Raw genomic sequence first — 13,302 nt, forward strand, 5'->3', positions numbered from 1 at the left:
TCAGGCCTTGGGGTCGCGCAGCATGAATCCACGCTGCCCCGGGCGCCGGTTCGGCACCATGCCGAGCTGCGCGAGGGTCTCGTCGGCATCCGTGTAGTACTCGCCGAGCCGGTAGATCTTCCTGGCTTCGAGCCCGGTCGCGATGGAACGGCCGACGCTCTTCGAGATCCTGACCATCTGCTCCACCTGTGCGACAGAGGTCATGCGTTCGCCCTTGCGGCCCCACAGGTTGTCCTCGTTACCGACCCGCACATGGGCGCCGAGCGCGATCCCGACCGTGTTCATCGGTGCCACGGCGCGCATCGAACTCTCGATGGTGAGGACGGCGCCGTCCGGGCTACGGCGGATGAACTCGATCAGATCGGCAGGGTGCCGGCCGGCGAAACCGCCACCGATCGCCACGTAGTTGAGGACCAGCGGACCGGTGTGGATCCCGGCCCTGATCAACCGCTCCACGGTCTCCAGCTGCGCCAGCGTGGCGAGTTGGAAGTGCGGCTGGATGCCCTTCGCTTGCAGCCGCTTGAGGTGCTCCAGGTAGAAGTCCGGTCCGGCCTCAACGACCATGTCGCGGTACGCCGTGTACATCGCTGGGTTCGCGATCGACGTTCCCTGAAGGTCGTCGTCGGTCATGATCTCGACGATGTTCATCTGGCTGGTGTTGATGGCGATCGTCACCTGGTCGGGCTTGGGATCGAGATCGGCCAGCAGGTGGCGGGTGTCGTAGCTGAGCCACTTCGCCTCGTCCCCCTCGCCCTCAGGGGCGAAGGAGATCGATCCGCCGATCTGCAGGACCATGTCCGGCACGGCCTCGCGCAGCCGGCCGATCAGCTCGTTGAACATGGACATCCGCTTGGAGCCGTGGCCGTCGAGCTCGCGCACATGGATGTGCAGCACAGTGGCGCCGGCGTTGTAGCAGTCGACGGCGGCCTGGACGTGCTCCTCCATGCTGAGGGGGAGGTCGTCGGCGTCACCGGGCAGCCACTCGGGTCCGTAGGGCGCCACCTGGATGACCAGCGGTTCCTGGTTCTCGGGGTAGAGCGAGTCGTCGTGGAAGTGCACGGTCCGTCTCCTTCGTCGGTTGGGTGGGGCCCGCCCTGCGTCCGGCGGGCCGGGACCGCACGAGCCCGGTGGCGAGGACGGGTGCGAGGCCGTGACGACCCCGGCCCGCGCATCGGTGGCTCGGCTGGGAAGCAGTACCGGCGTCCTCGCGGGACCGTCCTCGTGGAACGCGGCTACGTGGCGGTGAACCCAAGGTAGGAGCCGGTGGACGCTCTTGCTTAACCCTGTGGGACGGGAGACTTGCCGTTTGGGGACAACACCCTCTGTCAGTGGCCGGGCAGCCCGGCGGCAGGTGCCTGAGGATTCCGTAGCAGCCCGACGAAGAGTCCGGGAACGGGCGTGCGGTCAGCGGGAGTCGGACCTCGTGAGGTCGGATCCGGTCGTCGCCCGGCCGCGCCACTCCCTGGGGCTGCACCCGAACTGCTCCCGGAACCAGCGGGAGAAGGCACTGGCCGTGGAGAAGCCGAGCAGATCGGAGATCTCGGTGAGGGAGCGGCGCGGGTTCACCACGAACTGCTCGGCCAGCTGGAGGCGTACCGAGTTGACGAGCGACGAGAACGTCTCGCCCGAGCGCGTGAGGCGCCTGTGGACGCTGCGCCGGTCCACGTTCAGGCTGCGGGCGATCCGGTCCACCGAGCACCGCCCGGTCGGCAACAGGATCTCGATCAGCTCGCGCACCTGGTCCACCGTGCCGGTGCCCTTCGGGACCGCGACAGCCTCGAAGTACTGCCGGGCATAGGTCCTGAGCAGTGGGTCGGACATCGTGTTGGCCGAATCGAGATCGCTCGCGCGGAAGTTGATTCCGTTGCACTCCCGGCCGAATTCAACCGCAGGACCGAAAACCCGCTGATGCGTACTGCGATCCGCCGGTGCGCCGTGCGCGAAGTCCACGGAGAGCGGTAGCCATTGCGGTCCGAGGAACATGCGCAGCACCAGGTGGAACGCGCCCACCGCCAGCTCGGTGGCCTGCCGGACGTCCAACGCCTCACCGAAGTCGAGCCCCACGTTGAGGGTGACCAGGCCGTCCCGCTCGGAGAGCCGGGCATGGAGTGCCTCGTTGTACATGTGTTCATGGTGCAGCAGCAGCTCCAGCACGCTGCGGACGTCCGGTTCCTCGCGGAGGGCGATGCTGATGGGGCCGAGACTGCCAAGGCGCCGGAACCCGGACATCCGCAGGCCGAAGTCCTCACGGCCGGATTCGGCCGCCGAGATCGCCAGCAGTCTGGCCACAGCCGCACCGGAGATCCACCGGTCCTGCAGGGTGAGGGCGGCGGCTTCCAAGCCCACGCGCTGCATCAGCACCTGCGGGTCCATGCCCAGCGAACGACTCAACTCCACATATCCGTTGAGTGCCGCAGTGCGAACCAGAGGTCTCATCGCGCTCCTCACCGACCTGTCCCCGAAAGGTAAGTAGCCCGTCCCGCCACGTCAAGCGCCCGGATGCCGCGCGATCTACCGTTGTCGCTCCGCAGGCTGCACCGCAGGTGACCTCGGAACTTCCTGGCGTCCGGCCGCGAGCAGGGCATGCGGCACCGGGTACGCGGGGAGACCGCCGGCGGTCCCGACCCAAGGAGGCAACGACATGACCAACCTCGCCACGTTCCTGGTGCACGCCGCCCAGGAGCACGGAGGCCGAGTCGCCGTACGCGAGTCCGATGCCGTCCTGACGTACGCGGAACTGGACGACGCGAGCGCACGAGTGGCGACGCTGCTCCGCGCCGACGGTGTCCAGCCCGGCGACCGGGTCGCGCTGGTCATGCCCAACATCATCTCGTTCCCGGTCGCCTACTACGGCATCCTTCGCGCCGGAGCCGTCGTGGTGCCGATGAATCCGCTGCTCAAGGCACGGGAGATCGCGTACCTGCTCTGCGACTCCGGTGCGCGGACGGTACTGACGTCCCCGATGTCCGAGCAGGAGGCGGTCCAGGCCGCCGTGGAGACTGGGGTCGGAAGCCGGGTCATGGGCTCGGGGGCGTTCACTGACGTGCTGCAGGCCGTGTCGCCGATGCCCGGGGCCGACGGCCGGGCGACGGGCGACACAGCGGTGATCCTCTACACGTCCGGCACGACCGGCGCACCGAAGGGCGCGGAGCTCACGCACGGCAATCTGATCAGCAACACCGTCACCACGGTCGAGACGCTGCTGATGGTGGGTCCGGACGATGTGCTCTTCGGCGGGCTTCCCCTGTTTCACGCGTTCGGACAGACCTGCGCCCTCAACGCCACGATCGCGGCGGGGGCTGCCCTGACCCTGCTGCCGCGGTTCGATCCACTCCAGGCGCTGGAGATCATTCACCGGGACCGGGTCACCGTCTTCCTCGGCGTGCCCACCATGTACACCGCCCTGCTCAGGACCGGGATCTCCGACGGCTCGAGCCCCTCCCGGCTGCGGCTGGCTGTGTCCGGAGGCTCGGCGCTCCCTGTCGAGATCCTGCACGCGTTCGAGCGGGACTTCGACGTCGTCGTGCTGGAGGGGTACGGGCTGTCGGAGACTTCCCCGGTGGCCGCGTTCAACCACCCGGGCCGGCCTCGTAAGCCCGGGTCGATCGGGCTGCCCGTCCGCGGAGTCGAGATGACCCTCGTGTCGCCGAACGGAGCTCCGGTGATGCCCGGCGAGGTCGGCGAGATCGCGATCCGTGGCGAGAACGTCATGACGGGGTACTGGAACCGGCCCGAGGCGACTGCCGAGGCACTCCACGACGGGTGGTTCCACAGCGGCGACCTCGCACGCGTCGACGAGGAGGGCTTCTACTTCATTGTCGATCGCAAGAAGGACCTCATCATCCGCGGCGGGTACAACGTCTACCCACGGGAGATCGAGGAAGTGTTGTACGAGCACCCTGCCGTGGCCGAAGCGGCGGTCGTCGGTGTGCGCCACGACCTGCACGGTGAGGAGGTGGCCGCCGTCGTCGCTCTGCGGGACGGCAGCCGGGCCACGGCGGACCAGATCCGTGACTTCGTCAGTGCGCGGGTGGCCGCCTACAAGTACCCCAGGATCGTCACGTTCACCGATCGGCTCCCCAAGGGCGCCACGGGCAAGATCCTCAAGCGCGAGATCACGGTCGAGCGCCTGGAGGCCTCCGGGGGGTCCAGCGAGTGGGTGGCGACGACCGCGGGGGCGGAGTCCAGCTCCGACGTCAGTGGCCGATAGGCACCGCAGTTGCTTCGGGTGGTTGTCAGTCTTGGGCGCGATCAGTCGGCATGGCTTGAAACCGCAGGCATGTGGGAGTTCAGAACGGCGAGCAGCCACTTCGGTTCCCGGTTCATCCCCTCCCGGAGGTGCCTGAGCACCGAGGGCCCAGCCGTCATCCGTTGGGCACGAGGCAGGAGCAGCCCGGACAGGCCTTTCCGTCCGTTTGCGTGCCGAGCCGCAGCCATCTTCCTCGGTTGGTGTCGTCGGCCCACTGCGCAAGGGGACAGCGACTGTTTCCTTGCGCGTTGACCTGGAGCGTGCAGGGCGTCCGGCGTGACTGCCACGACCTCGCGTTGAAGCGTTCCCGCCGGTAGAGGTGGAGCTGTCGTGGGGGAAGCCGGAGGGGGAGAGGAAGAAGTTCTCCCTGCCGCTCACCACGCGCTTCGGGCAACGCCGTGGCGGTGGACACATGGAACACCTATACCTCGAAGCCTGCCTTGGCCAAGGCGGGAGTTGTCCCGCCGCGTGCCGAGGGGGCGAAAGCCTGGCAGTGGGCGGCGGCCTCGAAGGACGGATTCCACCTACTGCGGCACACCCACGCCTCGATCATGTTGGAAGCCGGACGGTCCATCGTGTCCCTGGCTCGGTGATTCTCCCCAGGAAGTGCCGTTGCGGCGGGCCTGGTGGCGCGGGACGTCATGCCACCGGAGGTGCTTCCAAGGGCACGTTGAGTGACTGCCTGTGAGGGCAGGGCAGGGCAGGGCAGAAGCTGGCGCCGAGCGTATGAGCGCAAGGCGTGAGTCTGACTCTGCCTGAGCAGGGCTCAAGTTCGAACCCGCCGTCGGAAGTCGACGTCTTTCCGATGACCCACCACGTCGAATGTGTCGCGATCCTTGAACCTGCTGAAAAGGGCCGCTGACCTGCCATTTTGGCGAGTGTGCATTATGTGCGCTGTGTGCGTTACGGGCGATATCTTGACGCATGGGTGACGCACGCGGAGCCCTCGTGACGCACGTTTGACGCACGTTCTGATGGGGCGTCAGGCGTGTGTCCTCGCAGATGGCAGGTGTCGGGCGTGAAGTCCTGCGGCCCCGTCTTTGCCGTTTCTTGGTGCGCCTCTGTCAGTTATGGCCTCATTTGCGAATGAGGGGAAGTGCGGTTTGCAAACGCCTTCTGGGCGAGGAGCGTTGCGAGATCGGCGCTGCTGGGTGTTGGCGGCGTGGGCAGTGTCGGCGTCGTGGCGGTGTCGATGAGCTCTTGAAGGTGGGCTTCGGCGAATGTGAGCCACTCCTTGATCTCAGTCCGTTCGTGTCCGGGGGTTAGGGGTGTGGCGCGTTCGCGTACCGCTGTGACGTACTCGGACAGACGCTTGGCTTCGTGCCAGGTTGCTGTCTGTTCTTCGAGGCGCTTGACGCGGTAGGCGTGGGTGTACGCGGCGTGGGCGTTGCGCCGGGCGTTTTCCTGGTACTGCAGTGCCGCTTCCTCGGCTTGCACCTCTGCTCGGCGGTTGCGTTCGGCGGCTTCGCCGCGGAGGTTAACTTCTTGGATGATTTCGGGGAGTTGGTCTTCCAGCGGCCGGCTGTCGAGGTCGGCCCATTCGGTTCCGCGGTGTGGGGTGCCGCCTCGGAGGATGAATCGCAGTCTGTTGGCGGGGGTGTAGTCGAAGCGGGGGATGCGCATCCATGTGTGCTTTGTGGCGTCGGCGCGTTCTTTGTCGGTGGGGATGTGTTTGCTGTGGTCGTGTTCCTGTAGGACGAGGATGTGGACGGATTCGTCTTGCGCGGTGATGGTGAAATGCGGTGGTGCCTGTCGGCGGTGGCGTGGCGGGGGAGTGTCTGGAGTGGGGCCGAGTGCGGTCGTGTGGCCCTTTGATTCGGCGGCGGTAACAAGGGCTTGGATGAGGCGTAGAGCTCGGTTGTGCACGGATTTGGTCAGCCCCATGCCCTGGGGGCGTTTTTGGAGGGCTGCGACCACTGCATGGGGTTTGGTGAGCCTGGCGGGCACGGTGATGGGGGTGAGTTCGGTGAGCCGCCAGGCGGGGATGTCGACGAGCTTGATTTCGTAGCCGCTGTAGGTCTGCTTTCCGCGCAGTTCCTGTGAGTGCGGGATCTTGCCGGACTGGCGTGCGGCGCTGATCCGCGATGCCCAGTTCACTGCGTGTGGGCCGGATTCGTTTGCCTTGACGAGGCGGTTGTTGTTGGCTGTCAGTTCTTCGAGGAGCTGGTCGGTGTAGTTCGTTCGGGTCTTCGGCGTGGTTTGGGGGTGTCGTGTCGCCAGATCCTCCGGCGCCTCAGGTGCTTCGGCGTCGTGGTCCCGTGGGCCGATACCGGTATCGGCGGCGAGATACTGTCGTCCCTTTTCGGTGAGCTCGGCGTTCCAATAACCACGCCGTTTGGTGACTTTGATCAGTCCTCGGCATTGCAGAGCCTGAGCGCTCACCTTGTACGTACTGTCCGGCCAAAACCCGGAGGGGCACCCTTGACTCACCCAGGAGAGCACGGCGTGCTGCCGCTCGTTCAGGTCCCCGCGCACGCGGCCCTCCCACGGTTGTGTACCTGAGCTGTCCCGCTCACGATGCCCGTTCCTGTTACGGGAATTCAGGCAGTCTGAAGGACAGTGCTTCGTTCAGATGACATCTACGGGTGAGGGCCCGTGAGTTCGGCCAGTGTCGGGTACGGTGTCGGCGGCCGGGGCCGCTCACCCGTGGAATGGGCGGGGCGGGCGGGCCTGTCACGGATCCTTCGGCGGTCCTCAACGCGCCGCTTCGCACACCTAGACAACTCGTTGCCTTTTAGCGGCCCCCGATTGGCAAGTGCGATCATGCTGGTATCCAGCACCGGGAGTGCCCTGGTCTTCCCCAACGAACACCAGGGTTACAGTCTCTGCGTTGCCGCGCGGACCCCGGTGTGGGATCTCAGATTCCGTGTCGGAATCTCACGGTCGCTGTCGGGTGGCAGTAGGCAAGAAAGAGCGCGGTCAGTGGGTTGCTGCTTTTCTACACTGGTGCCCACGTTTACTCGTTGGGGGACTCCGTTGCCAGCGGGATGCTGCACTGCAGACAGCCGTTCGCGTGGTCGTCCCGGCAGACGTAGCCGATGGCACCATCCACGCACCATTCGGCGGCCTCCTCGGACAGCAGGTCGGGCCCGGCCAGGAGCAGTCGACGAAATTCCGGGGTGTCCGCAATGTCGACCGGGCGGTTGGTGAACCACTCGTCGAACCAAGGCTTGTCTCGGTGCACGTGCCAGTGCGCACTCTCCCGGTCGTCGACAGCCGTAGTGAACCGATCGACGATGCGCCCCCAACTCGGTGTTCCGAACCAGCCGTTGTCGGACGCGCAGAAGGATTCGATCAGGGTTCGCAGGCCGAACGTCTTCTCGCGAAAGCAGTACGCTCGGCCCCAAGCGATCGCGTTCTGTGCCATCTCCGCGAGTTCTTCGCGCGGATCAGCCTCGTGCGCCGGGTCGTCAGGATTGTGGCAGGCCAGCCCGAGCTCGAGAACAGACTGCCCGGTCGGTAGAACCCGGGACGGGTTGACGATCGCGAGACCGAGACCGATCCAGTCGACATGGTCGAACGACAGCAGCGAGCGCACGAGTCGGGTGGTTGCCGTGTTGATCCGCATCATTGTGCCGTCGTGGAGCGGACTCTTCCCGGCATGCCAGTTCTCGACGGGTGTGCTGCGCCACACCGCGAGCGTGATGCGGGTGGCAGCGAGCCACAGCAGGGCGTCGTCGTCGAGGTGCCCGAACCGCTTGGCGCACTCCTGGGCGCCGTAGGTGATCAACTCTTCCGGTTTCGGCCACCTGTGGCTGTCGGGCCCTTCAGGCGCGTACTCGTAGTCGTCGGCGTACTCGTCGAGGATCGCGCTCAACTCGGCAGCGCTGTAAGCCTGGCTGTACTCGGAGCTGTCCGGCTCCTCGACGGTGTACATGTCGTGGTCCCAGGAGACGTACACGTCGCGCCAGAGCACTACGTCATCGCACTCGCCGGCGTTGTCCGTCACAACCGGCCTGATGGTGATCGGGGCAGTACGCCCGTCGGTTCGCTCGCCGTCTTTCTCGGCGGCCCATGCGGTGATGACCCCGAGCGGCTTCGGAAGGAGAGGACCGACCTCGGTGATACTGAACGGCTCGTCGTCGTCATCGGTGTCGAACCGGCTGTTGACGAACGCGACCGCCTCGGAGGGCGTGCTGACGATGGACTGGCTACCACTCTCGTTGTCAACCACTCGCCACAACGGGCTGTTCTTCACGATGCTCTCCGATCGCGGTGAGTGCACCCGGGGCGGGTGCGATGCGCCGGGTCGCTCGGCACTGACTCCAATTATGGGCTGATCAACCCATCCGTAGTCCCGAAGACGCTTGTCGGCGACAACGTTCGGTACGTTCGCGTGCAATCTGCTTTTCGCGACCGCGGCAACACAGCAGAGTCTCACAGCGGAGGAGGCGAAGATGGCGCTGAATAAGAAGGTTTCCCGGCGCATAACCGTTGACGGGATCGAGTACCGCTGGCGGATCCGCAGGAAGCCCTCCTACATGCAGGGCCTCTGCTGGACACCGCTCACCTATGCGGTGGAAGCAGCCAGCGGCAGCCAGCCAGGCACGACCTTGATCGTCACCAGCGGCCAGGCCCATCCCAGCAACTGGGTGGGCGTCGAGGCGGAGCCCATTCATCCGGCTCACGTTGTTGTCAGCATTCGAGAGGCACGGGATCGAGGCTGGGATCCAACCCGGGTCGGTTCTCCTTTCCAGCTCGACCGATCCGCAGGATTCATCGCCCAGTCATGAGACAGAGCGGAGTAGGGCGGCGCCTCTGGCCCGGCATCATGGCCTGGTGACCACATGGGTGCGCTGCTACTGGGACGAGGAAGACATCTGGTTCTACTTCGAGGTCGACGCCGAAGGCTGGGTGATCCGGCAGGTCGAACTCGAAGGGCCAGAACTGATCCCGCTCGCAGCTGCTTCCCTCGCCGAGTGGCAGCGGACCCGCGACGCAGGCCGCCTCGGTGATTACGACAGCAGATTCGGGATCACCGCCGAGCTGCCCGTCTCGGAATGGGAAGGCCACGACCCCGAACAACTCACCTTCGAGGAGTTCGAGGACGTCTGGGGCCTTGCCCGTCAGCAGATCGCATCCCGGCCCAGCTGACCTGTCGGCGCCGCACTGGCTTCTTGGCATCATCGCGACATGACCCCGACCCTTCCCCGCACCGTCCGAGCCGTCGACACCGCTCAGCTCCTGGACCTGGCCCAGGAGGCCGCCATGCATGGCTTCAGCCAGCGAGGCTCCCGGTCGACTGGCTACGAGAGCACCTCGCCGCAGAAGCGACGCACTACCTGTTCCCGACACTCGTGCAGCGCCTCACGCACCGTCCCGAGGGGCCGCTGCAGTCGAGGTGCCAGCAACTGCTGACCGTCAGCACCGGCGAGCAGATCTGGGGTCTCCTCGATGTCCTTCCCGACACCTTCGACAAGATCTCGGAGACCTTGGACACGGCGTCCAAGAAGGACATCGTCAACCGCATCGAGCAAGCAGTGAAGGTGCGGAAGTGGATGGAACGGACGGCCGCCGATGCAGGCTCATTAGGCTGGGCAGTCTGAGGAAAAGACATCGATCTGAGACAGCCGCCTGCCGACACGTCCTGAGACTGGAGGGGAGAACGTCCAGGCCATAGCGCCGGCGCCTGACATCGAAAGTGAGAACCTACACCCATGAAGGCCGACGCCGTGTTCCATGGCGTCGGCCTTCTCATGCGTGGGGCGGGTGGGACAAGGGCCGGGATTCAGAGCCGAGTCGCCGGCCCGCGCCGGGACGGTTTGCGCGGTGCAGGCAGCAGCTCCCATAAAGGCCGGCGACCCCTGGCCCACTGCTCCAGCAGGTGCCGGTCGACCAGGTGCAGGCGCTGCTGGCGGGCAAACTGCTGCGCCGGGGCCGAGACCCGGCCGTTGGTCACCAGCACGACGACGTCGCCCTTGTGCACGGGCCGTCCGGTGCCGTTAAGGGTTTGCAGATCCGGTGTGCCGACTGCCGATCCGGTCAGTCCGTTGCGTCGGTGCTTGCACTGGATCACCCAGTAGCGGCCTTGCGGGTCGTGCCCTTTCACGTCGGCGCCGAGGTCACCCCAGCCGCCGCAGCGCAGAGCGTCGCGTGACCCGTCGCGTGCCAGCAGATCGCGTATGGCGTGCTCGAAGGCACTGTGGTGCATCGCGTCGATCTGGCCGAGCGAGTAGGTCAGGCCATCTACACGCAGCTGCGCGGAACGGATCTGGTCGATCCTCCGGTAGCACCACGCGGCCAGCGTCGCGGCGGCCACCAGACCGAGGACCACCAGCACCCACCAGTGCGCCCACACCCACTGGCCGACCTTGACCAGGACCAGACCGACCACGACCAGCAGGCCCAGGGCGACCAGCAGCTCCTCATCGCCGCCGCGGCGCCGGCGGCTCACTGCGCCTCCCCCGACCGTTGGCGCCCTCGCGGCAGGTCCCTGCCATCTTCCCGGTGTCCGGGCACAGCTCCCCCTCACTGTCGCAGATCCTCGCTACACCTTTATGAGAGCACCTGGCACTGACAGCCCGACGCACCACGAGATCAACCGGCCGAAAATGGCCCTGCGGCCTTAACCCGCTTGCATTGTGAGCGAGTTGGCTGCGACCGGATTGTCAGTGGGCGCCGCTAACGTCGAATGTTGCGCCGAGGAACACCCGGCCCCGCCCGGGGGTTTGACCACCCCCCTCTCACAGCGAGGACTCCTCACCGTGCCCCGTGTCCGCTCATACGTCCGCAAGGACGGCGTCGTCGTCCGCGCCCACAACCGCAAGGCCCGCCCGCGTACAGCCGCGCCGGTTACCACCCCCCGACGTCGCACTACGGCCCCGCGCCGTCGCCCCGTCCGGCACATCCCCGCCGGCACCCCGACCGCCTACGTCCGTCCCCACTACCGAGCCGACGGGACTCGCGTACGCGGCCACCGCCGGATCATCACGCCCCTGACCGCCGTCGCGGCGGCCGGCGCAGGCACGACATTCTTCATCATCCTGCTGGTGCTGATAGCCCTCTCCGGCCACCACTGATCCCACTCAGGTAGGCCAGCAAACTGGTTCCTGCCATTTCTGACAGGGACCAGTTTGCTTGGCCTTCAGTGATTGTTGAAGCGAATCGGGTAGGACACCGTCGGCGAGGGCCGCTTCGGTTCTCCCAGGCCGGATAATGCACCGAGTAGACACCCGTTTGGTGCGGCTGGGGACGCCCGGCACCAGGACCCGTGGTCCCCCCGTTGGGAGCAGAGTACCGACGCCGAGCACCACCGCGCACGTCGACTAAGAGCGTCATCTGCTGCGCGCGCCCCCGGCGGCCAGCGCGGGTGGGCAGCAACGACTGTGCCGTCCCCATTCGCGTGTGCTCTCACCCGCACGAGCGGCATGCGCTCCTCAGCTCCCCCAGGACTGCTCGGCGCTGTCGGCACCGAGCACTAATGTCGGCGCGGTGACGAGCACATGGTTCGGGGACCCTGGTGATCCCGGCAGCTGCCGGATATGCGACGAGTTCATGTACAAGGGCGAGCGGTACAGCAAGACTTTGTGCCTGGAGTGCGGCCCGGCCGTGGCCCAGGCGCGGCGCTTCCGGCTCTCTTTAGCACGTGTCAATGCGATCCTGCGCATCCAAGACGACTACTGCGCGATATGCGGCGACAGTCCGGGAGACAGTGCGGCCGACGGCCCAATCTGGTGGCAGGTCGATCACGACCACTCGTGCTGCACCGGCTGTCCGAAGTGTGTGCGCGGACTGCTATGCCTGCCTTGCAACGTGAGGCTTGGCCACTACGAGAACCAGTTGCGGCGCGGCCGCCTGGATGGGTGGCGCGTGCAGAACGTCGACGATTATCTCAAGAACCCACCAGCACAAAGCACCGAGGTGCGCAAGCTCCATCCTGACGACGAAGGATGGGCGCGCGTCAGGTACACGGCCTTCACATGGCGAACCCTCACCTGGATGAGGCAGGACTAAAGCCTCACGCCCTACTCGTAATTGGCAGTGGCGAGAACAGCCGCAGACTGCTCCTCGGGCGAGCGCTCGTGCTGCTCAGAGCCAGGCGAGGCCGCGGGGCACAGACTGGACTTCGCCGTCCTTGTGCTCGCGGCGACGGGCCAGGTCAGCTTCACGGTCGGGTACGGGGCCAGGCACGGTGCACCTCGCTGGCCTGTTGGTGGCCACCGTTACGATCAACATGTGTCCATAGAGGCGATCACTTCCAGCGTCACGGCAGCTGTCGCCCTTGTCGGCGTACCTGCGGTCTACATTCAAGCCCGCGCGGCTCGTCTCTCGGCAGTCGCCGCAGGCCGAGCGCAACTCGAGCACGCGCGGCGGACCAGCCAGCACGCGGCGTGCGTTGAAGTGTTGGCTACCGCGGACGAGTTGAAGCGATCATGCGATGTCAGCGGCAGCGCGGCATCATGGCTGGGCATGATCTACGAAGGTCAAGCGGATGAGGATGAGTCGGTCAGGGCGCGGGCCGCCGCGGGGCGACAGGAAGCTGAGCAGCGACAGGACGAAGCATTTGATCACGCCTTTGAGGCGTATGAGCGTCTACGCAAGGCGGTGGCACGCCTGGAACTGGAAGGGCCAGATCGGCTCATAGCGCCGGCGGCTCGGTTGGCCGACATGGGGGACCTGCTTCAGCTACCTGGTGGGACCCCCACGTTTGACGAGGATGAGCCCGTCTGGGTAACCGAGCACGATCAGCGGCCTTTTACGTGGGTCGTGAGCCAGTTCCAACAAGCTCGCACCGAGTTTGTTCAAGGCACTCGTACCTACTTCAACAGCATCTGACGGCGGAGTTCTAGAACGTGCGTCCGGCCAGGAAGTGCGCCGGCAGGTGATGGTGGACGGTCTCCTCAGCGAGCGCGCAGGGGGTGCCCCTGGAGCGTGGGCCGTGGTGCGAGGTTTTCGCGTACATCGTGTGCCCGCACTCGACGCAGGACAGAGGGGCTGGTGGGCGGGCTCTCCAGATGGCGGCCCAGTCGTGCCCGCAACCGAGATCTGCCAGGTGGGTGAAGACGGTTCCCCACTGTGCGTGCAGTGCCCTGAACGCCATCATCCCTCCTGCT

12 protein-coding genes and 1 pseudogene are annotated in these 13,302 nt (G+C 66.2%); 7 read left to right on the plus strand and 6 right to left on the minus strand.

Annotated elements, in window-relative coordinates; genetic code table 11:
- Together OG584_RS30645 and OG584_RS30650 are read right to left on the minus strand one after the other, a co-directional pair.
- Positions 1-1,059, minus strand: a complete 1,059-nt coding sequence (locus OG584_RS30645; protein ID WP_405782699.1) for a 3-keto-5-aminohexanoate cleavage protein — start codon at positions 1,057-1,059, stop codon at positions 1-3.
- A gap of 345 nt (positions 1,060-1,404) precedes the next feature.
- Positions 1,405-2,436 (minus strand): AraC family transcriptional regulator, encoded by a 1,032-nt coding sequence (locus OG584_RS30650; protein ID WP_405782701.1) that lies wholly within the window; start codon positions 2,434-2,436, stop codon positions 1,405-1,407.
- A 205-nt stretch (positions 2,437-2,641) separates the two neighbouring features.
- Here OG584_RS30650 and OG584_RS30655 point away from each other — a divergent pair, with 205 nt between their 5' ends.
- Positions 2,642-4,210, plus strand: a complete 1,569-nt coding sequence (locus OG584_RS30655; protein ID WP_405782703.1) for a long-chain-fatty-acid--CoA ligase — start codon at positions 2,642-2,644, stop codon at positions 4,208-4,210.
- 1,107 nt (positions 4,211-5,317) lie between these two features.
- Here OG584_RS30655 and OG584_RS30660 read toward each other — a convergent pair.
- Positions 5,318-6,631, minus strand: coding sequence for a hypothetical protein (locus OG584_RS30660; protein WP_405782704.1), 1,314 nt, complete (start codon positions 6,629-6,631; stop codon positions 5,318-5,320).
- A 574-nt stretch (positions 6,632-7,205) separates the two neighbouring features.
- Positions 7,206-8,447 carry a hypothetical protein gene (locus OG584_RS30665; RefSeq protein ID WP_405782706.1) on the minus strand — a complete coding sequence of 414 codons (1,242 nt, stop codon included), beginning with the start codon at positions 8,445-8,447 and terminating at the stop codon, positions 7,206-7,208.
- Positions 8,448-8,646: 199 nt separating this feature from the next.
- Between OG584_RS30665 and OG584_RS30670 the strand changes: the two genes are divergently transcribed.
- The 3 genes and pseudogenes from OG584_RS30670 (at position 8,647) to OG584_RS30680 (ending at position 9,795) form a co-directional block, all read left to right on the plus strand.
- Complete coding sequence (locus tag OG584_RS30670; protein WP_405782708.1) at positions 8,647-8,982, plus strand: hypothetical protein; 336 nt, start codon at positions 8,647-8,649, stop codon at positions 8,980-8,982.
- A 46-nt stretch (positions 8,983-9,028) separates the two neighbouring features.
- Entirely contained in the window at positions 9,029-9,343 is a 315-nt protein-coding gene (locus OG584_RS30675; protein WP_405782710.1) for a hypothetical protein, read from the plus strand.
- A 39-nt stretch (positions 9,344-9,382) separates the two neighbouring features.
- A pseudogene (locus OG584_RS30680) lies at positions 9,383-9,795 on the plus strand (hypothetical protein).
- Positions 9,796-9,977: 182 nt separating this feature from the next.
- Here the strand turns inward: OG584_RS30680 and OG584_RS30685 are convergent.
- Positions 9,978-10,643, minus strand: a complete 666-nt coding sequence (locus tag OG584_RS30685) for a restriction endonuclease (RefSeq protein ID WP_405782712.1) — start codon at positions 10,641-10,643, stop codon at positions 9,978-9,980.
- 310 nt (positions 10,644-10,953) lie between these two features.
- Between OG584_RS30685 and OG584_RS30690 the strand changes: the two genes are divergently transcribed.
- From OG584_RS30690 to OG584_RS30700, 3 genes are all read left to right on the plus strand, one after another.
- Positions 10,954-11,268, plus strand: coding sequence for a hypothetical protein (locus OG584_RS30690; protein ID WP_199583923.1), 315 nt, complete (start codon positions 10,954-10,956; stop codon positions 11,266-11,268).
- A gap of 412 nt (positions 11,269-11,680) precedes the next feature.
- A complete protein-coding gene (locus tag OG584_RS30695; protein WP_405782713.1) occupies positions 11,681-12,202 on the plus strand; it encodes an endonuclease domain-containing protein in 522 nt (173 codons plus the stop codon).
- A gap of 222 nt (positions 12,203-12,424) precedes the next feature.
- Complete coding sequence (locus tag OG584_RS30700; RefSeq protein WP_329325011.1) at positions 12,425-13,024, plus strand: hypothetical protein; 600 nt, start codon at positions 12,425-12,427, stop codon at positions 13,022-13,024.
- Between the two features lie 10 nt (positions 13,025-13,034).
- Here the strand turns inward: OG584_RS30700 and OG584_RS30705 are convergent, their stop codons facing one another.
- The gene (locus OG584_RS30705) at positions 13,035-13,289 is read right to left on the minus strand and encodes a hypothetical protein (RefSeq protein WP_405782714.1); all 255 of its coding nucleotides are present in this window, start codon (positions 13,287-13,289) and stop codon (positions 13,035-13,037) included.
- Positions 13,290-13,302: the final 13 nt, after the last annotated feature.

It is taken from the genome of Streptomyces sp. NBC_00859, assembly GCF_045161865.1.
Lineage (GTDB): Bacteria > Actinomycetota > Actinomycetes > Streptomycetales > Streptomycetaceae > Streptomyces.

Bases quoted from the DNA above. Each gene is read 5' to 3' on its own strand.
- OG584_RS30650 (WP_405782701.1), bottom strand. From the start codon at position 2,436: ATGAGACCTCTGGTTCGCACTGCGGCACTCAACGGATATGTGGAGTTG.
- OG584_RS30655 (WP_405782703.1), top strand. From the start codon at position 2,642: ATGACCAACCTCGCCACGTTCCTGGTGCACGCCGCCCAGGAGCACGGA.
- OG584_RS30670 (WP_405782708.1), top strand. From the start codon at position 8,647: ATGGCGCTGAATAAGAAGGTTTCCCGGCGCATAACCGTTGACGGGATC.
- OG584_RS30705 (WP_405782714.1), bottom strand. From the start codon at position 13,289: ATGGCGTTCAGGGCACTGCACGCACAGTGGGGAACCGTCTTCACCCAC.